The sequence below is a fragment of the Saccharopolyspora halophila genome, assembly GCF_039531955.1.
Lineage (GTDB): Bacteria > Actinomycetota > Actinomycetes > Mycobacteriales > Pseudonocardiaceae > Saccharopolyspora > Saccharopolyspora halophila.
The window spans coordinates 338,022-358,024 of sequence record NZ_BAAARA010000001.1; the positions used below are offsets into that span (position 1 = coordinate 338,022).

Annotated in this window: 15 protein-coding genes and 1 tRNA gene; 9 read left to right on the forward strand and 7 right to left on the reverse strand. The window is 70.4% G+C overall.

Features of this window, described 5'->3' with window-relative positions; translation table 11 throughout:
* Positions 1-8: 8 nt before the first annotated feature.
* Positions 9-614 (reverse strand): 50S ribosomal protein L25/general stress protein Ctc, encoded by a 606-nt coding sequence (locus tag ABD289_RS01650; protein ID WP_344125666.1) that lies wholly within the window; start codon positions 612-614, stop codon positions 9-11.
* A gap of 376 nt (positions 615-990) precedes the next feature.
* Here ABD289_RS01650 and ABD289_RS01655 point away from each other — a divergent pair, with 376 nt between their 5' ends.
* Positions 991-1,596: a malonic semialdehyde reductase gene (locus ABD289_RS01655; RefSeq protein ID WP_344125668.1), complete on the forward strand. Its 606-nt coding sequence runs from the start codon at positions 991-993 to the stop codon at positions 1,594-1,596.
* Positions 1,597-1,731: 135 nt separating this feature from the next.
* Here the strand turns inward: ABD289_RS01655 and ABD289_RS01660 are convergent, their stop codons facing one another.
* From ABD289_RS01660 to ABD289_RS01675, 4 genes are all read right to left on the reverse strand, one after another.
* Entirely contained in the window at positions 1,732-2,703 is a 972-nt protein-coding gene (locus ABD289_RS01660) for a ribose-phosphate diphosphokinase (RefSeq protein ID WP_344126169.1), read from the reverse strand.
* An 11-nt stretch (positions 2,704-2,714) separates the two neighbouring features.
* Positions 2,715-4,241 carry a bifunctional UDP-N-acetylglucosamine diphosphorylase/glucosamine-1-phosphate N-acetyltransferase GlmU gene (glmU, locus tag ABD289_RS01665; protein WP_344125670.1) on the reverse strand — a complete coding sequence of 509 codons (1,527 nt, stop codon included), beginning with the start codon at positions 4,239-4,241 and terminating at the stop codon, positions 2,715-2,717.
* Between the two features lie 279 nt (positions 4,242-4,520).
* Positions 4,521-6,236 carry a GGDEF domain-containing protein gene (locus ABD289_RS01670; protein ID WP_344125672.1) on the reverse strand — a complete coding sequence of 572 codons (1,716 nt, stop codon included), beginning with the start codon at positions 6,234-6,236 and terminating at the stop codon, positions 4,521-4,523.
* Between the two features lie 110 nt (positions 6,237-6,346).
* Positions 6,347-6,417 (reverse strand) — tRNA-Gln (locus ABD289_RS01675).
* Between the two features lie 442 nt (positions 6,418-6,859).
* Here ABD289_RS01675 and ABD289_RS01680 point away from each other — a divergent pair.
* Together ABD289_RS01680 and ABD289_RS01685 are read left to right on the forward strand one after the other, a co-directional pair.
* Entirely contained in the window at positions 6,860-7,840 is a 981-nt protein-coding gene (locus ABD289_RS01680; RefSeq protein WP_344125674.1) for an acyl-CoA desaturase, read from the forward strand.
* Positions 7,841-8,295: 455 nt separating this feature from the next.
* The gene (locus ABD289_RS01685; protein ID WP_344126171.1) at positions 8,296-8,889 is read left to right on the forward strand and encodes a TetR family transcriptional regulator; all 594 of its coding nucleotides are present in this window, start codon (positions 8,296-8,298) and stop codon (positions 8,887-8,889) included.
* Positions 8,890-8,904: 15 nt separating this feature from the next.
* Here the strand turns inward: ABD289_RS01685 and ABD289_RS01690 are convergent, their stop codons facing one another.
* Entirely contained in the window at positions 8,905-10,062 is a 1,158-nt protein-coding gene (locus ABD289_RS01690) for a PQQ-dependent sugar dehydrogenase (protein ID WP_344125676.1), read from the reverse strand.
* Between the two features lie 192 nt (positions 10,063-10,254).
* Here ABD289_RS01690 and mfd point away from each other — a divergent pair, with 192 nt between their 5' ends.
* The 6 genes from mfd to ABD289_RS01720 all read left to right on the forward strand — a co-directional run bounded on the left by mfd (position 10,255) and on the right by ABD289_RS01720 (position 19,531).
* Complete coding sequence (mfd, locus tag ABD289_RS01695; RefSeq protein WP_344125678.1) at positions 10,255-13,842, forward strand: transcription-repair coupling factor; 3,588 nt, start codon at positions 10,255-10,257, stop codon at positions 13,840-13,842.
* A 320-nt stretch (positions 13,843-14,162) separates the two neighbouring features.
* Positions 14,163-15,833 (forward strand): BCCT family transporter, encoded by a 1,671-nt coding sequence (locus ABD289_RS01700; protein ID WP_344125680.1) that lies wholly within the window; start codon positions 14,163-14,165, stop codon positions 15,831-15,833.
* A gap of 97 nt (positions 15,834-15,930) precedes the next feature.
* Positions 15,931-16,854, forward strand: coding sequence for a SurA N-terminal domain-containing protein (locus ABD289_RS01705; protein WP_344125682.1), 924 nt, complete (start codon positions 15,931-15,933; stop codon positions 16,852-16,854).
* A gap of 64 nt (positions 16,855-16,918) precedes the next feature.
* Positions 16,919-17,911, forward strand: a complete 993-nt coding sequence (locus ABD289_RS01710; RefSeq protein ID WP_344125684.1) for a nucleoside triphosphate pyrophosphohydrolase — start codon at positions 16,919-16,921, stop codon at positions 17,909-17,911.
* Positions 17,904-18,677, forward strand: coding sequence for a lytic transglycosylase domain-containing protein (locus tag ABD289_RS01715; RefSeq protein ID WP_344125686.1), 774 nt, complete (start codon positions 17,904-17,906; stop codon positions 18,675-18,677). The genes ABD289_RS01710 and ABD289_RS01715 overlap by 8 nt, the downstream gene beginning before the upstream one ends.
* Positions 18,678-18,715: 38 nt before the next feature.
* Positions 18,716-19,531: a lytic transglycosylase domain-containing protein gene (locus tag ABD289_RS01720; protein ID WP_344125688.1), complete on the forward strand. Its 816-nt coding sequence runs from the start codon at positions 18,716-18,718 to the stop codon at positions 19,529-19,531.
* Between the two features lie 4 nt (positions 19,532-19,535).
* Here ABD289_RS01720 and ABD289_RS01725 read toward each other — a convergent pair whose 3' ends face one another.
* Positions 19,536-19,916, reverse strand: coding sequence for a tetratricopeptide repeat protein (locus tag ABD289_RS01725; RefSeq protein WP_344125690.1), 381 nt, complete (start codon positions 19,914-19,916; stop codon positions 19,536-19,538).
* Between the last annotated feature and the right edge of the window lie 87 nt (positions 19,917-20,003).

Consider the following 20,003-nt stretch of genomic DNA (forward strand, 5'->3'; position numbering starts at 1 on the left):
GGGGGAGATCAGCCCTCTTCGGAGGACTCGCCCTCGGACTCCTCGCCCTCGGCCTCCTCCTCCATCGATGCGGAGGCCTCGGAGACGGTGACGACCATGGTGTCCGGGTCGCCCTGCAGGGTGGTGCCCTTGGGCAGCTGGATGTCCGAGCTGTGGTACTGGGTACCGATCTCGGCGCCGTCGATGGACAGCTCCAGCTGCTCGGGGATGTGCAGGGCCTCGGCCTCGACCTCGAGCTCGGTCAGCTCCTGGCTGACCAGGCCGCCCGGGCCCGGCTCGCCGGTGACGTGGATCGGCACCGAGACGGTGACCTTCTCGCCGCGGCGCACCAGCAGCAGGTCGACGTGCTCGATGTAGTTCTTGATCGGGTGGCTCGTGATGGTCTTGGTCAGCGCGAGCTCGCTCTTGCCGCCTTCGACGTCGAGGGTCAGCACCGCGTTGTGCCCGTTCTCACGGACGGCGCGGGCGAACTCGATGTTCGGCAGCGACAGGTGCTTCGGCTCGGCGCCGTGGCCGTAGAGGACGGCGGGGATCTTGCCTGCGCGGCGGGTGCGGCGGGCCGCTCCCTTGCCGAACTCGTTGCGCTGTTCGACGGTGATACGTACCTCGGACACGGTGGTGCACTCCTTGAACGTCGGGCGGAACGTGGTGGTCGCCTGTGGCGGTGGGGGCGCGCTACTGGCGTGGACGACGCGGTGCCGGAAGAAAACGGCACCTCAGAGCATGCGCGACATCAGTGCGCCGAACCATGAGCGGTCGGCCGTCACCGTGCCACCGCGTCGATCACGCCGGGCGTACGTCCCGACCTCGCCGAGGCAACCCGAACAGTCTAAACGGTGCTCGCGTAGCCGATTCCGCACGGGTGGGCGCGGGGGTGCGGGTGATGCCGATAACACCGCCGATCGGAATCCTTGAAAGCTAAACCTGGTTGCGGTGGGGTGTCGGCGACCGCAGTTCGACCCACGCTCTTCCGATCGCAGGAGATTGATCATGACGGTTACCCAGTCCGAGCTCGTGCTCGACGCCGAGGCCCAGGCGCTGCTGTTCCGGGAGGCCCGCACCGCCAACACCTTCAGCGACGAGCCGGTCACCGACGAGCAGATGCGGGCCGTCTACGAGCTGATCAAGTGGGGTCCGACGTCGATGAACCAGCAGCCGCTGCGCATCGTGCTGCTGCGTTCCGACGAGGCCAAGGCGCGGCTGCTACCGCACCTGATGGAGGGCAATCGGGGCAAGACCGAGCAGGCGCCGCTGGTGGCGCTGCTGGCCGCGGACACGGATTTCCACGAGAACCTGCCCAAGACCTTCCCGATCAAGCCCGATGCCAAGGACATCTTCGCCGAACCGGGCTTCCGCGAGTCGAACGCGCGGCTGAACGCGACCCTGCAGATCGGCTACTTCTTCCTCGGCATCCGCTCGGCGGGTCTGGCCGTCGGCCCGATGACCGGCTTCGACGCCGCGGGCGTCAACGCCGAGTTCTTCCCGGAGGGCAAGAACAGGGCCCTGGTCGTGGCCAACATCGGCAGGCCGGGCGAGGACGCCTGGTCCGACCGCCTTCCCCGCCTCGACTACGACGAGGTCGTCACCACCCTCTGACCCGAATTCCCTGGAAATCGGGGTGCGGAATTCCCTGGAAATCCGGGTCCCCGTTTTCGGTGCTTTCGACTTGTCGTGTGATGTGCGAATGCCCCCGGTTCCGCGTGGAACCGGGGGCATTCTCGATGCTCGCGGTCAGGCGCGGCCGTCGAAGAGGCTGGTGACCGAGCCGTCCTCGAAGACCTGGTGGATCGCCTCGGCGACCAACGGAGCGATGGACAGCTCCGTCAGGTTCGAGAAGCGACGCTCCTCCGGGATCGGCAGCGTGTTGGTCAGCACGACCTCCTTGGCGCCGCAGTTGGACAGCCGCTCAACGGCCGGACCCGACAGCACGGCGTGGGTGGAGGCGATGATGACGTCCTTGGCGCCCGCCTCGAGCAGCTGCTCGGTGGCCTTGGTGATCGTGCCGCCGGTGTCGATCATGTCGTCGACCAGCACGCACAGCCGGCCCTCGACGTCGCCGACGACGCGGTTGGCGACCACCTGGTTGGGCTTCGTGGGGTCACGCGTCTTGTGGATGAACGCCAGCGGGGTCCCGCCGAGGTCGTCCGCCCACTTCTCGGCGACGCGGACGCGGCCGGAGTCCGGCGAGACCACGGTGATCCGCTCGTCCGAGTAGTTCTCGTGGATGTAGTCGGCGAGCACCTTCTGCGCCATCAGGTGGTCGACCGGGCCGTCGAAGAAGCCCTGGATCTGGTCGGTGTGCAGGTCCACGACCATGATCCGGTCGGCGCCCGCGGTCTTGAACAGGTCCGCCATCAGCCGCGCCGAGATCGGCTCACGACCCTTGTGCTTCTTGTCCTGGCGCGCGTAGCCGTAGAACGGGATGACCACGGTGATGCGCTTGGCGCTGGCGCGCTTGAGCGCGTCGACCATGATCAGCTGTTCCATGATCGCGTCGTTGAGCGGCGAGCAGTGCGACTGGATGACGAACGCGTCGCAGCCGCGAACGGACTCGTCGTAGCGCACGAAGATCTCGCCGTTGGCGAACTGGTAGGCAGCCTGGGGCGTGACCGTTACGTCGAGCTGCTTGGCCACCTCCTCGGCAAGTTCCGGGTGACTGCTACCGGAGAAGAGCTTGAGGCTCTTTTTCGGCGTGGCAGACATGGCACTCACGGTCATCGTCCCTCCCCGTTCGACGCCTGGACGTCATCGGTCGGCTTGTCGGCCCTGGCCTGCTGGGCGGCCTGGTCTGCGGCGGTTCCCGGGCGGCGCCTGGCCACCCAGTCTTCGATGTTGCGTTGCCTGCCGCGAGCGACTGCCATCGCTCCCGGCGGGACATCCTCGGTGATCACCGAGCCGGCGGCGGTGTAGGAGCCGTCGCCGATCTCGACCGGGGCGACGAACATGTTGTCCGCGCCGGTCCGGGCGTGTGATCCGATCACGGTGTGGTGCTTGGCCTCACCGTCGTAGTTGACGAAGACGGTCGCCGCGCCGATGTTCGACTTCTCGCCGATCGTCGCGTCGCCCACGTAGGTCAGGTGGGGGACCTTGGTGCCTCCGCCGATGGTCGCGTTCTTGGTCTCCACGAAGGTGCCGATCTTGCCGCCGGTGCCCAGCGAGGTGCCCGGCCGCAGGAAGGCGAACGGGCCGACGCTCGCGCCCGGCCCGACCTCGGCGCCCTCGCCGTGGGAGCGGATCACCTTCGCGCCGGGCTGCACGACGCAGCCAGTCAGCGTGCTGTCCGGTCCGATCGCGGCGCCTTCGCCGATCGAGGTGCCCGCCCGCAGCTGCACGCCGGGCTCGAGCACCACGTCGCGCGCCAGGGTCACGTCGCAGTCCAGCCAGACCGAGACCGGGTCGGTGACGGTGACGCCCTGGCGCATCCAGTTCAGCACCAGGCGGCGGTTGAGCTCGGCACCCAGCTTGGACAGCTGCACCCGGTCGTTGACGCCCTCGACCAGCCACGGGTCGGCGCAGACCAGCGCGCCAACCGGGCGTCCGTCGCCGCGAGCGATGGACAGCACATCGGTGAGGTAGAGCTCGCCCTGGGCGTTGTCGGTGGACAGCCGCTGCAGCGCGTCGGAGAGCACTGCCGCGTCGAAGGCGTACACCCCGGAGTTGATCTCGGCGATCTCGGACTGCTCGGGCGTGGCGTCCTTCTGCTCGACGATGCCGGTGACGTTGCCCTCGGCGTCGCGCAGCATCCGCCCGTAGCCGGTGGGTTCGTCGACCACCGCGGTCAGCACGGTCACGGCGTTGCCGGATTCGGCGTGCTCGGTGAGCAGGCCCTCCAGCGTGCCGGCGTCGAGCAGCGGCACGTCGCCGTAGCTGACCAGCACGGTTCCGGTGAGCTGCGCGGGCAGCGCGGCCAGCCCGCAGGACACCGCGTGTCCGGTGCCCAGCTGCTGCTCCTGCACGGCGGTGGTGACCTCGCGCCCCAGCGCGGTCGCGACCGAGGACAGGTGCTCGCCGACGGCCTCCTTGCCGTGCCCGAGCACGACGACGAGCTGGTCGGGATCGACACCGGCGGCGGCGCGCACGGCGTGTTCGACGAGGGGGCGCCCGGCGAGCGGGTGCAGCACCTTCGGTGTCGCCGATCGCATCCTGGTGCCCTCCCCGGCGGCCAGCACCACGGTGCTGATCGGTGCGGAGCGCGCCGCGGCGCGTTGGGAGGAGGGCTGGGCGTTGTCGCCCTGGAGCATCAGCGCTCTCCCTTGATCTCTAGGAGCTCCTCGGCCGTCGCGGGCCCGAGGGGTCGGCCGCCACTGGCCGAGTGCTCGTTGCGTCCAAGCGGGTGAAGAGTATCCGGCCGGGTGGCCTTTCCCGACCGCGCCCCTATCGGCTTCTCCAGCGCCCGTGATGGTACCGCCAAACGGCTTCCCTGCCGCGGCGAAACGGCGTCCGAGCTGGGGTGATGTGATCTGTATGCGAAGTTTGCCCGCGTCGGTGAACCGGTTCGGGCACGGTGCGCGAACCGATTACTACCGGGCGTCGGGAGGGGTCCACACGCCTTGATCGATCGCGGACGAGTGACGTTCTTCGGCGTGGAGAGTTCCGGAGAGTGCGGACACGCGGTTCCCGCCGTTTCGCTTGGCCTGATACATCGCCGCGTCCGCGCGGGCGAGCGCTTGGGCGGCCGGCTCCAGCGGGCGCATGGACACCACCCCGATGGACAGCGTCACGCCGCGGGAGAGGCCGGCGGGTAACCGATCCACGGCGGTCACCGTGCGGCTCAACGCCGCCTCGGCGGCGTCCAGCGTCGCGCCGGGCAGCAGCACGACGAACTCGTCGCCGCCGTAGCGGGCGAGGAAGTCGTCGGTGCGCAGCGTCTCGCGCAGCGTCCGGGCGACGGTGCGCAGCACGTCATCGCCCTCTGCGTGCGAGCAGCGGTCGTTGACGCCCTTGAACCCGTCCAGGTCCACCAGCGCCACGGCCAGGGGCTGCTCGGACGCCGAGTTCAGCAGCGTCTCGAGCCGGTCGTCCAGCGCACGGCGGTTGCACAGGCCGGTCAGCGGGTCTTCCCGGGCTTGCCGGGTGATCGCGTCGTGCTTGTGGCTCAGCCGCGAGTTCTCCAGCCGCGTCACCAGCGTGGACACCCGCGCCTCGCGCATCGCCCAGAGCTCGGTCTCCAACTCGGTGGCGTAGGTGCGCAGCGAGTCCCTGGGCCTGCCGTGCGAGTCGTTGAGCATGGCGAGTTCCCTGGCCAGCGAGATGCGCAGGGTCTGCTCGGAGGTGTCCGACATGAGGTTGTTCAGCGTCTCGGACAGCACCCGGATCGCCTCGTCGCGATGATCGGAGCGCACCAGGCAGCGCGCCAGCGCGATCGCGACCAGGATCTGCTCGCGCGGGTGCATCGAGCGGTCCACGTGCCGGAGCTCCTCGAGCTTCGGGATGTTCTCGGCGCCCGGCGAATCCAGCGCGTGCGCGGCGCCGAGCACCGGCATCTGCTCGCTGGCGCTGCGGTTGGACACCCGGGGGAACAGCGACTCGCGCCACGGCGCTTCCACCGCGACCGCGATGGCCGAGGCGGTGGAGAACTGGCTGGCGGCCTCCTCGGTGTGCCCCACCCGCTCCAGCCGCAGGCCCCAGGCGAGCTGCATCCGGCAGCGGTTGATCATGTGCACCGCGATCTCGTGCGGGCCGCCGCTCTCCCGGATGCGCTGGTGCGCGCGGGCCATCACCTCGTCGGCCATCTCGTAGACGCCGAGCTGGGTCAGCACCAGGCCCAGGTCGATCAGCGAGGTCGCCAGCAGGCGCTCCCAAGAACGTCTGCCCAGCGCGCGGTCCGGAGCGAGCTCGTCGTCCAGCATCGCCAGGCCCCGCGCGACCTCGGTGAGTGCGTTGTCCTCGCTGCCGCCGAGCAGCGCGCGCTTGCCGCGCAGCGCGTGCGCATCGGCCTGCAACACCTCCAGGCCGTGCCTGCGGGTGTGGTTGAGCAGCTCGTCGAGCAGCGGGTCGGCCTCGTCGGTGAGCTCGATGTTGGCCAGCCGCATGGAGGCGCAGTGGCGCAGCAGCTGGGCGACTATCCGGGGTTCGCCGCGTCGCTGCGCTTCCAGGAGCAGGTTGTCGGCCTCGCGGATGGTGGTGTGCTGGCCGGACGGCTCGCTGTGCTGGCCGGCGGCGTTGAGTTCGCGGGCGCGCCCGACCAGCCACGCGTCGGACACCTCGCTCAGCGTGGCTGCCGGATCTTCGCGCACGGCGGCAGTGTCGTCGCGCAGCGGCGCACACCCCCTGTTCACCTTGGCCCCCGGACGCCCGGTGCGGGCCGCGTGACCGCGAACCGCACCAGGGCCGGGAGGGCTGCTCGCTCCGCCGCCAGGATTCGAACCTGGACCATCGGAACCAAAATCCGAGGTGCTGCCTTTACACCACGGCGGATCGGGCGTCGAGCACCCGTGGCGCCGGTCAGTGCGCTCCGGTGCCGGTGCTCGAGCTTACCGGTACGGCATCGCGACCGGACGCGCCCGCCCGGCATCGTCACATCTCGTTGATCTCGGCGGGCGAGCGGGCGGCCTCGGTGCCGCACTGGCGTTTCCGGTGAAGCGGAGTTCGGGATTCCGATGGGCACACGGGTGGGACGGAACGATCAGGAGCCCGGTTGCACATCGACAGTCCGCCGATCAGGTGAGGTTGGCTCCCCAGACACGCCCGAATATGCGCGACACGCCGCATTTCCCCCGACGGGGGGTGACGATTCCGCATCGTTCTACTTACGCTAGCGTAGGTTACGGTCCCGTAGGGTGGAGGTGTTGCGGGCCGTGATCGCTGGTCGTGGACCAAAGTTCTTCCCACCTCCTCAACGCCATTCGAGGTATCGAGCATGACCGCAGCTACAGAGTCGGTGGCCGAGACCAGAGCTCCGAGCGATTCCGCCAACAAGACCGGGCCGAAACCGCTGACCGCGGGGTACCGCCCGCTGGTGGGGCAACTGTCGGTGTACGTGTTCGTCCTGGTCCCCTTCGTGGCGCTGCTGCTGGCGGTGCCCGCCGCCTGGGGGTGGGGGCTGGGCTGGCTGGACATCGGTCTGGCCGCGGTGTTCTACGTGGTCTCCGGGCTGGGCGTCACCGTCGGTTTCCACCGCTACTTCACGCACGGCTCGTTCAAGGCCAACAAAGCCGTGAAGATCGCGCTGGCGATCTCCGGGATGATGGCCGTGCAGGGGCCGGTGATCACCTGGGTAGCCGACCACCGCAGGCACCACGCCTACTCCGACCGGGACGGCGACCCGCACTCCCCGTGGCGCTTCGGCAGCACGCCGATGGCCCTGGCCAAGGGCTTCTGGTACGCGCACATGGGCTGGCTGTTCGAGCGCAACCTGACCAACGTCGACCGCTTCGCCCCGGACCTGCTCAAGGACAAGTCCCTGGTCAAGACCAACGACCTGTTCGCGCTGTGGACCGTGATGAGCCTGGTGCTGCCGGGCGTGCTCGGCGGGCTGATCAGCTGGTCCTGGTGGGGCGCGCTCACCGCGTTCTTCTGGGCCGGACTGGTGCGCGCCTCGCTGCTGCACCACGTGACCTGGGCCGTGAACTCGATCTGCCACATGATCGGTGAGCGCCCGTTCAAGAGCCGGGACAAGGCGGCCAACTTCTGGCCGCTGGCGATCCTGTCCTTCGGCGAGTCCTGGCACAACTCCCACCACGCCGACCCGACGTGCGCCCGGCACGGCGTGCTGCGCGGTCAGCTGGACATCTCCGCGCGGGTGATCTGGGCGTTCGAGAAGCTCGGGTGGGCGTGGAAGGTGCGCTGGCCCAACGCCAAGCGCCTCGAGCGCATCGCTGTTACGGACTACAAGGCATGACGTTTCGCTGTGGTGAGTAGTGTTTCCGCTCGTGCTGCTTTGCGGTGTGGGTGGCGGAACCTCAGCGGCCCGCTGGCTGCGGGATCCGCTACTTGAGTAGCGGCCCTACGCGGCGTCGCGGCTGTCCTCGCCAGCGGGCCGCTGAGAACCCGCGGCGGTGCGGGTTGCTCGGGTGGGGTTCCGGCTCGCGGCTTCGCCGCTTGCGCTTTGTCCGTTCTGGCTCGCGGGTTCGCCGCTTGCGCTTGGTCCGGGGGTTTCTTCGCTCGGGCTTGATTCGGGTCCGCTCCTGGTTGGTGGTTGACCGGGGTGGATGCTGCAAAACCAATGGTTAGCCGGGTCCGCGCTTATAGTGCGGACCCGGTCGCTTTAGGGTGGTCCGAGTGGCACGGCGACGCGCGAAGAACACGCCCGAACCGGGGGAGCCCCGGCCCGCGGGCAGAACTGCTCGGGTTCGGATGACCGGAACCGAGCGACGACTGCAACTGCTGGACGTGGCCCGCGCGCTGTTCGCGGAGAAGGGCTTCGACGGGACCTCCATCGAGGAGATCGCGCACCGCGCGGACGTGTCCAAGCCGGTCGTCTACGAGCACTTCGGCGGCAAGGAGGGCGTCTACGCGGTCGTGGTGGACCGCGAGATGCGCAACCTGCTGGACGCGGTGGTCGCCGCGCTCGGCACCGGGCACCCCAAGGACCTGCTGGAGCAGGCGGCGCGTGCGCTGCTGGACTACGTGGACAACAACACCGACGGCTTCCGCGTGCTGGTGCGCGACTCGCCGGTGGCCAGCAACAGCGGCACCTTCTCCAGCCTGCTCAACGACATCGCCAAGCAGGTCGAGCACATCCTCGGCATGCAGTTCAGCGCGCGCGGCTACGACGCCAAGCTCGCTCCGCTCTACAGCCAGGCGCTCGTCGGCATGGTGGCGCTGACCGGGCAGTGGTGGCTGGAGGCGCGCAAGCCGAAGAAGGAAGACGTCGCCGCGCACCTGGTCAACCTGGCCTGGAACGGCTTGTCCCACCTCGACCACAAGCCCAAGCTCGCGACGAAGTGAGCCCGCCGGGCCGGCTCAGCGGGTGATCCGCAGGACCTGGTCGTCGGTTCCGTTCGACGTCGTGACGTAGAGCGCGCCGTCCGGACCCTGCCGCGCCGCGCGCAGCCTGCCGTGCGTGTCGTCGAGCTCCGCCGGGACGGCGGGTCGCTCGACGCCCTCCGGGGAGGTGCGGAAGATCAGCAGCTTGCTGCCCTTGAGCGCGGGTACGGCCAGCGCACCGTCGAGATCGCCCCACTGCTCACCGGTGAGGATCTCCGCGCCGCAGATCGCCTCGGTCGACGACCCCGAGGACCACGCCGCCGGTACCGCCTCCGGGAAGCGCTGCAGGTCGGTCATCGGGACCGACTCGTCGTAGGAGTCCTCCTCGCCGCCGCGCGACGGGTCCCAGCCGTAGTTGCCGCCGGCCCGGAGCACGTTCACCTCGTCGTCGACGTCGGGGCCGTGCTCTGCGACGAACACCCGCCCGTCCGGGTGCAGCGCCAGTCCCTGCGGGTTGCGGTGGCCGTAGCTCTGGACCCGCCGCTCCGCCGGGTTCGGCGAGTTGATGAACGGGTTGTCCGGGAGCGGCGCACCGGTGTCGATGTCCATCCGCAGCACCTTGCCGCCCAGCGACGTCCGGTCCTGGGATACCGGGGCGCGGGCCGTGTCGCCGGTGCTGACCAGCAGCGCCCCGTCCGGCCCCAGCTCGGGACGGCAGCCCGAGTGGCGTCCGCTGGGATTGATCGGCAGCCCGGTGAGCAGATCACCCATTCGCCGCGCGCTGGTGCCGTCCTCGGCCAGCCGCCACCGGACCAGCCGGATGTCGACCGCAGTGCCGTTCTCCTGGTGCGTCTGGCAGGTGATGAACTGCCGGTTCGACGCGAAGTCCGGGTGCACCAGCAGGCCCATCAGCCCGCCCTCGCCCCGGTCGTGCACATCGCCGAGGTCGGCGCGCACCGGTCGGGGCGGACCGGGTTCGGGCCCGACCAGGGCCAGCTCGCCCGGCCGCTGGGTGACCAGCCCCGAACCGTCGGGCAGGAACCCGATGTCCCAGGGATGCTCCATCCCGCCCGCGAGCACTCGCACGTTCAGCGGTGGGACGGCGTTCGCCGGAGCGCCGCCGGAGGGCGCGGACGATCCGCAGGCGGTGGTCGTCAGCAGCAGGACCAACACGGCGAACCGGAGGCTTCTCATACCGCGAGTGTGGCAGCGCGCATGCCCGGAGCTCGGGTAGTCGTGTTCCTGTCACCCCGGAGTCGTAGTCTGGGAGCAACCCCAGCGACCGTTGTGCGCAGTCGACTGCTGCGCGCGGGCGCCCAGCCGGTAGTCCCGGGCGGGGGTGTGTGTCGTGTCCGCTTTCGCCTCTTTCCGCTGCGAGGTAGCTCCATGAGCCAGGCAGGTCCCCTGCGCGGGCTGCTCGACAACGTGCTGCGCGATCCGGCCCTGAGCCGGGTCGTCGAGGCCGCGGGCAAACCGCGCCTGGTGCTCGAAGGTCCCGTCGCGGCTCGTTCGTTGACGGCGGCCACCCTCGCGGGCGGTGCGCAGCGCCCGGTGCTGCTGGTGACCGCCACCGGCCGGGAGGCCGAGGAAGCGGCGGCGGCGTCCGCGGACCTGCTCGGCCCGGACGGCGTCGAGGTGTTCCCGTCCTGGGAAACCCTGCCGCACGAACGGCTTTCGCCGCGCGCCGACACGGTCGGCCGCCGCATGTCGGTGCTGCGGCGCCTGGCGCACCCGGAGGACGACCCGCGGGGCCGGATCCAGGTGCTGGTCACCACGGTTCGCAGCCTGATCCAGCCGATCGCTCCCCGGCTCGGCGAGCAGGTCCCGGTGCGGCTGCACGTCGGCGACGAGCACGACTTCTCGGAGCTGGTGGAACGACTCGCCGCGCTCGCCTACGACCGCGTCGACATGGTCGAGAAGCGCGGCGAGTTCGCGGTGCGCGGCGGCATCGTCGACGTCTTCCCGCCCACCTGCGAGCACCCGCTGCGCCTGGAGTTCTGGGGCGACGAGGTCACCGAGATCCGGCCGTTCTCGGTGGCCGACCAGCGGTCGCTGCCGGAGGCCACCGACACCGAGCTGCACGCGCCCGCCTGCCGCGAGCTGCTGATCACCGAGCAGGTCTCCGAACGCGCGGCCAAGCTGTCCGAGCAGCACAAGGCCGACGGCGATCTCGCCGAGATGCTCGGCAAGATCGCCGCGGGCGCCCCGGTCGAGGGCATGGAGGCCCTCATCCCGGCGCTGTGCGAAGGCGAGATGCAGCTGCTGTCGGACCTGGTGCCCGCCGGGACCCACGTGCTGCTCGCCGACCCGGAGAAGGTCCACGCCCGCGCCGCCGACCTGGTCCGCACCGGCCACGAGTTCCTCGAGGCCTCCTGGATGGTGGCCGCCGACGGCGGCAAGGCCCCGATCGACCTGGGCGCGGCGGCCTACCGCGGCCTCGCCGAGGTCGCCGAGCACACCCGTGAGATCGGCCTGTCCTGGTGGTCGCTGACCCAGCTGACCAGTGAGGACGGCGAGGACGACGAGGTCGTGCGGCTGTCCTTCAAGCAGGTCGAGGCCTACCGGGGCGAGATCGACCGCGCCTACACCGACCTGCGGGCGCACACCGCCGCCGGTGGTGCCGCGGTGATCGTGGTGGCCGGTTCCGGCACCGCTCAGCGCGCCGTGCAGCAGCTGCGCGAGGCCGAGCTGCCGGCCTCGCACGCCGAGGAGGGCCTGCCCGGTGAGCCCGCACCCGGTGTGGTGACCGTGGTGCGCGGCGGTCTGGAGGACGGCTTCGCCGCCCCGGACCTCTCGCTGGTGGTGCTCACCGAAACCGATCTCACCGGCGGACGCCACGGGACCTCCACCCGCGACATGCGACGGATGCCGTCCCGGCGGCGCAACGGCGTCGATCCGCTGGCGCTCAAGACCGGTGACTACGTGGTGCACGAGCAGCACGGCATCGGCAAGTACGTCGAGATGGTGCAGCGCTCGGTCGGCGGCGCCACTCGCGAGTACCTGGTGCTGGAGTACGCCTCCAGCAAGCGCGGTCAGCCCGGTGACCGGCTCTTCGTGCCCACCGATCAGCTCGACGAGGTCAGCCGCTACGTCGGCGGCGAGGCCCCGGCGCTGAACAAGCTCGGCGGCTCGGACTGGACGAACACCAAGGCCAAGGCGCGCAAGGCGGTCAAGGAGATCGCGGCCGAGCTCGTGCAGCTCTACGCGGCCCGCCAGTCCTCGCCGGGCCACGCCTACGGCCCGGACAGCCCGTGGCAGCGCGAGCTCGAGGACGCCTTCCCCTACACCGAGACCGGCGACCAGCTCGCCGCCATCGACGAGGTCAAGGACGACATGCAGCGCTCGGTCCCGATGGACCGCGTGATCTGCGGTGACGTCGGCTACGGCAAGACCGAGATCGCGGTGCGCGCGGCGTTCAAGGCGGTCCAGGACGGCAAGCAGGTCGCGGTGCTGGTGCCCACCACGCTGCTCGCGCAGCAGCACCTCAACACCTTCACCGACCGGATGCGCTCGTTCCCGGTCACCATCAAGGGCCTGTCCCGGTTCACCGACCCGACGGAGTCCGAGCAGACCGTCAAGGGCCTGGCCGACGGCGAGGTCGACATCGTCATCGGCACGCACCGGTTGCTGCAGACCGGGGTCCGCTACAAGGACCTCGGCCTGGTCATCGTCGACGAGGAGCAGCGCTTCGGCGTCGAGCACAAGGAACACATCAAGGCGCTGCGCACGCACGTCGACGTGCTGACCATGTCGGCCACGCCGATCCCGCGCACCCTCGAGATGAGCATGGCGGGCATCCGCGAGATGTCGACGATCCTGACCCCGCCGGAGGAGCGGCACCCGGTGCTGACCTACGTCGGCGCCTACGACGGCAAGCAGGTCGCCGCCGCGATCCGGCGCGAGCTGCTGCGCGACGGCCAGGTGTTCTTCGTGCACAACCGGGTCAGCGACATCGAGAAGACCGCCCGCAACCTGCGCGAGCTCGTGCCGGAGGCCCGGATCGTGACCGCGCACGGGCAGATGAACGAGGACCGGCTGGAGAAGATCATCCAGGGGTTCTGGGAGAACGAGCACGACGTGCTCGTGTGCACCACGATCGTCGAGACCGGGCTGGACATCTCCAACGCCAACACGCTGATCGTGGACCGCTCGGACATGCTCGGCCTGGCGCAGCTGCACCAGCTGCGCGGCCGCGTCGGCCGCGCCCGCGAGCGCGGCTACGCGTACTTCCTGTACCCGCCGGAGAAGGCGCTGACCGACACCGCGCACGACCGGCTCGCGACCATCGCGCAGAACTCCGAGCTCGGCGCGGGCATGGCGGTGGCGATGAAGGACCTGGAGATCCGCGGCGCGGGCAACATCCTCGGCGCCGAGCAGTCCGGGCACATCGCAGGCGTGGGATTCGACCTCTACGTCCGCCTCGTCGGCGAGGCCGTAGAGGCGTTCCGGCGCTCCGCGGGCGAGGAGCCCGGCGAGGCCGAGGAGGAGCTCACCGACGTGCGCATCGACCTGCCGATCGACGCGCACATCCCGCACGAGTACGTGCCGGGCGAGCGGCTGCGCCTGGAGGCCTACCGCAAGCTCGCGGCAGCGACCGACGAGGAGGCGCTGGAGGCGGTCCGCGCCGAGCTCGGCGACCGCTACGGTCCGCTGCCGGAACCCGTCGAGCGGCTGCTCAAGGTCGCCCGGTTCCGCCAGCAGTGCCGCGAGCACGGCATTCGCGAGGTGACGTTGCAGGGCAGCTCGTTGCGGTTGTCCCCGCTGGAGCTCGCCGATTCCAAGCAGGTCCGGCTCAAGCGGCTCTACCCGAAGGCCGTCTACAAGCCCGCCATGCGGACGGTGACCGTTCCGCATCCCACCGAAGGTGCGGCAGGCGGGCGCATCGGGGCGCCGAAGCTGCGGGACGAGGGGCTGTTGGCCTGGTGCGCGGAATTCCTCGAAACCCTCACCCAAACACCTGCTCTTTCTTCGTGACCTGCTGCTCCGGTCTCGCCTCGGTGCGGTGGCGGTGACAGTTTTGCCTATAACTGTCCGGACATTTCGGGCGCCGGAGGCTCACAGTTTTAGGCAAAACTGTCACCGCCCCTCTCGGGTGCCGTTGTCGGACTCGGATCGAGGCTTTCCCCGGTGCCGGGTTCGCCGGTTGCTGGGAATCTGATGGGTGACGTCTTCGCGCAGAGGCTTGGTTTGGACCTCGGGGCGGTGTGATCACTCGGTAGGAGGATCGTGGTTGCTGGCCTGCGGTGCGGGCGTGACCGTTGATCCGGTTGACTCCTACGTGAGGCGGCGGGTCTATGGCTGAGCAGGACGATTTTGCGCAGCAGTCGCACGCCGTGCGGCACCAGGCGAGGACCGACCGCGTCGTGTTCGGGGTGACCGCCGCGCTCACCGTGGTCTTCGTCGCCTGGGGTGTGCTGTCCACCGGAACGCTCGACGCAGTCGCCGCCGGCGGTCTGTCCTGGCTGGTGACCAACGTCGGCTGGGGATTCGTGCTGGCCGCAACGGGATTCGTGGTGTTCGCGCTGTGGCTGGCGGGCAGCCGGTTCGGGGCGATCCCGCTGGGCGGCGACGACGAGGATCCGGAGTTCCGGACGATCTCCTGGATCGCGATGATGTTCTCGGCCGGTATGGGCATCGGCCTGATGTTCTTCGGCGTGTCCGAACCGCTGGCGCACTTCGTGGAACCGCCGCCGGGCGCCGCGCAGCCGATGAGCGACGAGGCGGTCCGGGTCGCCATGGCCACCACGCTGTTCCACTGGACGCTGCACCCCTGGGCGATCTACGCGGTGGTCGGCCTGGCCATCGCTTACTGCAGCTTCCGCCGCGGGCGCAGGCAGTTGATCAGCGCCGTGTTCACGCCGTTGATCGGCAAGCGCCGCGCCGAAGGACCGCTGGGCAAGCTCATCGACATCCTGGCCCTGTTCGCGACGCTGTTCGGCTCAGCGGCCTCCCTGGGCCTGGGCACGCTGCAGATCCGCAGCGGTATGCAGGCGGCGGGCTGGATCGGCGCGGTCGGGAACATGCTGCTGGTGGGGATCATCGTGGTGCTCACGATCTGCTTCATCGCCTCGGCGGTCTCCGGCATCGCGCGCGGCATCCAGTGGCTGTCCAACATCAACATGGTGCTGGCCGCGCTGCTCGCGATCTTCGTGTTCGTGGTCGGGCCGACGGTGTTCGCGCTGGATCTGCTCCCCACCGCGTTGGGCTCCTACGTCAGCGACTTCGGCGACATGGCTTCGCGTTCCGGCGCCACCGGTGGCGAGTCGATGATCAGCTGGTTGTCCGAGTGGACGATCTTCTACTGGGCCTGGTGGATCTCCTGGACGCCGTTCGTGGGCATGTTCATCGCCCGGATCAGCCGCGGGCGCACCATTCGCCAGTTCGTCGGCGGCGTGATCCTGGTGCCCAGCGTGGTCAGCGTGATCTGGTTCGCGATCCTGGGCGGAAGCGCGATCAAGCTGCAGGACACCGGCACCGACGTCTACGCCAGCGGCGGCGAGGAGGCGCAGACCTTCGACATGCTCGGGGCGCTGCCGCTGTCGCTGATCACCACGGTGCTGGTGATGATCCTGGTGGCGATCTTCTTCGTCTCCGGCGCGGACGCGGCCTCGGTGGTGATGGGCACGCTCTCGCAGCGCGGTTCGATCGAGCCCAAGCGCTGGGTCGTGGTGTTCTGGGGTGCGGCCACCGGTGCGGTCGCGGCGATCATGCTCCTGCTCGGCGGTGAGGACGCGCTCAGCGGCATCCAGAACCTGACGTTCCTGGCTTCGGCGCCGTTCGCGGTGGTGATGGTGCTGCTGTGCGTCGCGCTGCTCAAGGACCTGCGCAGCGACCCGTTGATGCGGCGCGGCGAGAAGGGCGCGCAAGTCCTTGAGCAGGCGGTGATCTCCGGAACCGAGCGGCACGGCGAGGACTTCCAGCTGGAGGTCGGCCCGCCGGAGGAGAGCGAGGGCGACGACCGCTGAACCCGCGGCCGCGCCCGGCATCCGGTGCTGGCGAGATCCCGACTCCGCACCGTGGTGAGCCTTCACCTGACGGTGACGCCGTGAGAGGGTGCGCGCTGTGAGAACGCTGTCGCGCCACGGGCGCCTGTTCGCATCGATCGCGGTGGCCGGGCTGTTGCTGGTCGGCTGCGGCACCGGTCCCAGCAAGATGGGCGCCGCCGCCGTCGTCGGCGATACCCGCATCCCGGTCTCGCAGGTCAAGGCCTGGTTCGGCGACGTGCTCGACGAGGAGCCGCAGCTGCGCTCGCAGCTCGAGAAGCAGCACCAGTACGACGAGCTCGGGCGCGCGCTTGCCGGGCAGCTGGTGCGGCGGGAGCTGATCGCCAAGGCCGCGGAGCGCGAGCGGCTGAGCGTCGACGAGCAGCAGGTCGACGCCGTGATGGACAGGTGGCGCCGGTCGGGAGCCACCGAGGGCTCGATCTTCACCGAGGAGAACGTCCGCGGATTCGCCAGGGACGACGCGCTGTTGCTGGAGCTCGGCAGGCGCTACTTCGACGGTCTGTCGATCACCTTCGACTACACCCAGGCCACCACGCGGAGCGAGGCCGAGCGGAAGGCGCACCGGATGGCCGAGAGCGATGCCGTCGCCACCGAACTGATCAACAGCGACCGGGCGGGCGGCACCCCGGCAGGCACCGGCCAGCGGCTGCGCGCGACCGACAGCCCGAAGCTGGCCGCGGCCACCCCGCTGTTCGGCGCCGAGCCCGGCACCGTGCTGGCCTTCGAACCGGAACCGAACGCCGGCCAGTGGCTCATCGTCCGGATCGAGGAGCGCGAGGCGAGCCCGGCACCGCGCGCGAGTGCCGCCGACGAGTCGACGCTGCGGGCTCTCGGCGGGCAGCTCCTCGGCCTCACCGCGCAGCGCGCCGGCGTCCAGCTCAGCCCGCGCTACGGGGTCTGGGACCCGATCGGGCTCAGCCCGGTTCCCGACGAGGGCCAGACCACCGGCTTCCGCATCCCGGGAGACCCCGGACGCGCGTGAGCCCAGCGCGGGATCGCGGCCACGCGCTGACCGCCCGGTCCCGACGTGCTGGGACAATAGGGGCATGAGCGAGCTGCGGGTGGCGGAAGGCAGTGCGGTCGTCCTGGTCGACGATCGGTTGGGGGAGGTGCTGCCCGCGGCGGCGTTGCCCCTGGTCCGGGGAGCGACTGCCGTGTACGCCTCGCCCGGGCTCGCCCCTGCCGCGCGCGAGGCGCTGGGCGCTGCGGAACAGCCGGTGGACGTGGTCGAGAAGGCGTCGGTGGAGCCCGTCGTGCTGATCGCCGGGTCCCTCGACGCCGAGGCCGAGGCGCTGCGCGCCGCAGGGGCGACCGTGGTCGGGGCGCCCGCTCCAGCGGGGGCCGAGCTGCTCGACGCGGTCACGGTGATGGACCGGCTGCGCTCGCCCGGCGGTTGCCCGTGGGACGCCGAGCAGGACCACGACTCGCTGCGCCAGTACCTCGTGGAAGAGGCCTACGAACTGCTGGACGCGATCGCCGAGGGCGACCGCACCGCGCTGCGCGAAGAGCTCGGCGACGTGCTGCTGCAGGTGCTCTTCCACGCCCGCGTCGCCGCTGAGCACGCCGCGGACCCGTTCGGCATCGACGAGGTCGCCGCGGGCCTGGTCAGCAAGCTGGTCTCGCGGCATCCGCACGTGTTCGCCGAAGCCGACGCGATCGTCGATTCCGAGACCCAGCACCTGCGCTGGGAGGAGCTCAAGCAGCAGGAGAAGCAGCGCGAGTCCGCCGTGGACGGCGTGGCGCTCGGGCAGCCCGCGGTGGCGCTCGCCGCCAAGCTCGCCCAGCGCGCCGGCCGGGCGGGCATCCCGGCCGATGCCATGCCGCGCGGCGAGCAGGTGGGACCCGCGCTGTTCGCCGCGGCGGCGAGCGCCAAGCTCGCCGGCTGCGACCCGGAGGACGAACTCCGCGGTACCGCTCTGGACTTCGCCTCGCGGGTGCGCGCGGCCGAGCGCGCGGCGCGCGAATCCGGCCGGGCGCCAGCCGATCTCACCGCCGACGAGTGGCGGGACCTGCTCACCGGATCGCGCACCGATGCGTAGGCGCGGGCGGATCTGGTTACTGGCGCCCGCGCTATTGCTGGCGTCCTGCTCGTTACCGGTTCCGCAGCCTCCCGAACCGCCGCCACCACCGGCCGTCGCACCGCCGGACGCGGGCGCGCCGCCCCCGCCGGTCGCGCTGTTCGACGGCGGCCCGCCGCTGTCGACGCGGGACCGCCCGCAGCAGCAGCTCGCGGGCTGGGCCGAGAGCCTGTCCGACGGGCTGAACATCCCGCACGCGGCGCTCGAGGCGTACGGCTACGCGCAGCTGCAGATGGCCGCGACGGCCGGGGATTGCGGCTTGAGCTGGACGGTCCTGGCCGGTCTCGGCGCGGTGGAGTCCAGCCACGGCAGGCACGGTGGCGCGCGGCTGGACGAGACCGGCAGGCCCTCCCCGCCGATCATCGGGATGCCGCTGGACGGCTCGGAGGGCGTCAAGAGCCTCCCGGACACCGACGGCGGGCGCCTCGACGGCGATCGGCAGTGGGATCGCGCGGTCGGGCCGCTGCAGTTCATCCCGTCGACCTGGCAGCGCTACCAGGTCGACGGCGATGGTGATGGTGTCGCCGATCCGCACGACCTCGACGACGCGGCGCTGACCGCCGCGCACTACCTCTGCTCTTCGGGCGGCGACCTGCGGGATCCGGACCGGTTCTGGGCCGCGCTGTGGGACTACAACCGCAGCCGCAGCTATGGCCAGGACGTGCTCGACTTCGCGGACCGCTACGGGCGGAAGAGTCACGAGTTGGTCGAAACAGCCGGCGAATAGCCTGGTGACGGTGCACTACCAGCAAGTAGCCTGTGCGCGTGATTCGGATCTCGCCAACGGTGCTCGCGGCCCTCGGGCGGCTGGTCGTCGCCGTTTCGCTGCTCGCGGCACTCGTCGTCGGCGTCGGTCTGATCGGCTTCTTCGGCGCGCCGCCGAAGGCGCGGGTGGCGGCCCCTCCCGAGAGCCCCGAGATCGAACCCGCGCAGGTGCAGCCGGGAGCCGCGGCACCCCCGGTTGAGGTGCCCCCGGTCGCGCCGCCGCCGGAGCAGTCCTCGCCCGGGGTGGACCCGATCCGGCAGTGGGCCAACGAGGTCTCGCTGAGCGTGGACGTCCCGGCCCGCGCGCTGGTCTCCTACGCGGCCGCCGACCTGGCGATGCGCGAGCACGCGCCCGGCTGCCGGATCTCCTGGTCGACCATCGCGGGCATCGGGCGGGTGGAGTCCAACCACGGCCGCTACGGGCACCGGCAGCTCGGCGAGGACGGCAAGCCGTCGCAGCCGATCATCGGCATCAAGCTCGACGGAGGTCCCGACGTCCGCCGGATCACCGATACCGACGGCGGCCGCCTGGACGGCGACACCCAGCACGACCGCGCCGTCGGACCGATGCAGTTCATCCCCTCGACCTGGAACAAGTGGGCGACCGATGGCAACGGGGATGGCATCGGGGACCCGCAGAACCTCGACGACGCCGCCATCGCGGCCGCGCGCTACCTCTGCGCGGGAGGCCGCGACATGGCCACCGGTTCCGGTTGGTGGCAGGGCGTCATGTCCTACAACAACTCGGTCGAGTACGCCCAGAAGGTCTTCGGGCTGGCCGAGACCTACACCGCGGCGGGCAACCGCCGCGAGTAGTCGCTCAGGCGCTTCTCGTCGCGATGTGCGCGTTGATCTCGCTGAGGGCCTCTTGGTAGGCCGGGTCGTGCGGTTGCATGGTCGTGGCCAGGCGGATCTGGGCCCGCGCTTCGTTGTACCGGCCCTGGCGCTGCAGGGTCCGCCCCAGGACCAGGCGCGCGTAGTGGTCGGAGGGGTCGAACTCGAGGATGCGGCGGAACGCCTGCTCGGCCCGCTTCAGCTGAGCCGAGAAGAAGTACGCGCGACCGAGGAGCAGTTGCACGCTCGGCTCGTCTTCGGCCACCGATATGACCGGCTCCAGGACGCGGAGAGCTTCGAGCGGGCGGCGCTGCGAGACCAGCCGCTCCGCTCGGCGGAACGCTTGAACAGTGCCTTCGGTCGTCATGGCCAGGACAACGTTACGTACCAATTCCACTGTTCCGAGACCTCCGACCGGATGGTCTTCGGGGCGTTGCTCCCCATCGCGCACGGT

Coding starts and splice junctions, on each gene's coding strand:
- ABD289_RS01655 (WP_344125668.1), top strand. CDS start 991: ATGACGGTTACCCAGTCCGAGCTCGTGCTCGACGCCGAGGCCCAGGCG.
- ABD289_RS01660 (WP_344126169.1), bottom strand. CDS start 2,703: ATGTCTGCCACGCCGAAAAAGAGCCTCAAGCTCTTCTCCGGTAGCAGT.
- glmU (WP_344125670.1), bottom strand. CDS start 4,241: ATGCTCCAGGGCGACAACGCCCAGCCCTCCTCCCAACGCGCCGCGGCG.
- ABD289_RS01680 (WP_344125674.1), top strand. CDS start 6,860: ATGACCGCAGCTACAGAGTCGGTGGCCGAGACCAGAGCTCCGAGCGAT.
- ABD289_RS01685 (WP_344126171.1), top strand. CDS start 8,296: ATGACCGGAACCGAGCGACGACTGCAACTGCTGGACGTGGCCCGCGCG.
- ABD289_RS01690 (WP_344125676.1), bottom strand. CDS start 10,062: ATGAGAAGCCTCCGGTTCGCCGTGTTGGTCCTGCTGCTGACGACCACC.
- mfd (WP_344125678.1), top strand. CDS start 10,255: ATGAGCCAGGCAGGTCCCCTGCGCGGGCTGCTCGACAACGTGCTGCGC.
- ABD289_RS01700 (WP_344125680.1), top strand. CDS start 14,163: ATGGCTGAGCAGGACGATTTTGCGCAGCAGTCGCACGCCGTGCGGCAC.
- ABD289_RS01710 (WP_344125684.1), top strand. CDS start 16,919: ATGAGCGAGCTGCGGGTGGCGGAAGGCAGTGCGGTCGTCCTGGTCGAC.
- ABD289_RS01715 (WP_344125686.1), top strand. CDS start 17,904: ATGCGTAGGCGCGGGCGGATCTGGTTACTGGCGCCCGCGCTATTGCTG.
- ABD289_RS01725 (WP_344125690.1), bottom strand. CDS start 19,916: ATGACGACCGAAGGCACTGTTCAAGCGTTCCGCCGAGCGGAGCGGCTG.